General features: G+C 29.6%; 2 protein-coding genes. Both read left to right on the forward strand.

The window, feature by feature from the left end; translation table 11 throughout:
• A partial coding sequence (locus ACO6OL_RS08640) for a helix-turn-helix domain-containing protein (protein ID WP_485502837.1) occupies positions 1-562 on the forward strand: 562 nt, incomplete at its 5' end.
• On the forward strand, positions 493-1,431 hold the full coding sequence (locus ACO6OL_RS08645) for an IS3 family transposase (RefSeq protein WP_485502838.1): 939 nt from the start codon (positions 493-495) through the stop codon (positions 1,429-1,431). The genes ACO6OL_RS08640 and ACO6OL_RS08645, both read left to right, overlap by 70 nt.
• The last annotated feature ends 74 nt before the right edge of the window (positions 1,432-1,505 follow it).

Genomic DNA, 1,505 nt, shown 5'->3' on the forward strand with positions numbered 1-1,505 from the left:
TATTTTTATGACTAAATATAATTTTGAATTTAAAAAGAAAGTCGTACTAGAGTATATAAATGAAAACATAAGCATAAGATTGTTAGCGAAAAAGCATGCTATAAAATCTCATAATAATATTGAAATTTGGGTTGCCAAATATGAGAAATATGGAGATGAAGGATTATATCGTTCAAGAAAAAATGAAGAATATCCTTTCGAAAAAAAGATATATGTTGTAGAATTATACTTAACAAGTGAACTCTCATACAATGACTTAGCTTTACAAGAAGGTATAAATAATCCAGCACTTATTTGTAACTGGGTTAATCGCTTTAGAGTAGCTGGTCCTGATGCATTGAGAGAACGAAGGAAAGGTCGGAAAATCTTAATGGCTAAATCACCTAAAAAGTTAAGTAAGGAAACAACAAGTCAAACCACAAATGATAATATATCTAAAGAATATGTAAAAGAATTAGAAGATAAATTACTACAACTAAGGATAGAAAATGCATTTTTAAAAGAAGCGAGGAGACTGCGTTTAGCGGAAGAAGCAGAAATGAAAAGAAGGCGCGAATTATAAGCAGTCTCCGAGGAGAATTCATACTTAAAGACCTTCTTTTATATGCGAAAATGCCAAAAGCAACATATATGTACTGGCAGAAGAGATTCGATAGAGTTAATCCAGATAAAGAAATCGAAGAGAAAATATTAGAAATAAGAAAGAATAACAAAGATTATGGTTATAGACGTATATATGGTGCGTTACGTAATTTAGGATATATTATAAACAAAAAGAAAGTTCAAAGAATTATACAAAAATTAGGCTTACAGGTTACATCATTCACTAGAAAAAGTAGAAAATACAATTCATATAAAGGGAAAATTGGAAAAACAGCTAAGAATAGAATTAGAAGACGATTCAATACTAATATTCCACATCAAAAAATCACTACAGACACAACTGAATTTAAATATTATGAAGTTAATGAGAGAGGTAAATTAGTAGTAAAGAAACTTTATTTAGATCCATTTATGGATATGTATAATGGTGAGATAATAAGCTATAGTATAAGCGAGAGCCCATCAGCTAAAAATATAATGGATGCACTAGAAAAAGCTATTAAAGTCACAGCTAAATCCCCTTATAGGAGAACTTTCCACTCTGATCAAGGATGGGCTTATCAAATGAAGGCATACTCGAAAAGGTTAAAAGAAGAACGTATTTACCAAAGTATGTCTAGAAAAGCAAATTGTTTGGATAATTCGGTAATGGAGAATTTCTTCGGAATATTAAAACAAGAGATATACTATGGAACAACATATAATAGTTATGGGAAACTGAAATTAGCTATTGAAAAATATATAAAATACTATAATGAAGAGAGAATAAAAGAGAAACTAGGATGGTTAAGTCCTAAGCAATATAGAATAAAACATATGACTGTATAAATATAAAAAAGATAGCGTAGCAGTCATTATAACTACTACGCTATCCTAAGTCTAACTTTTTGGGGTCAGATCAA

Source organism: Gemella sp., from assembly GCF_057272915.1.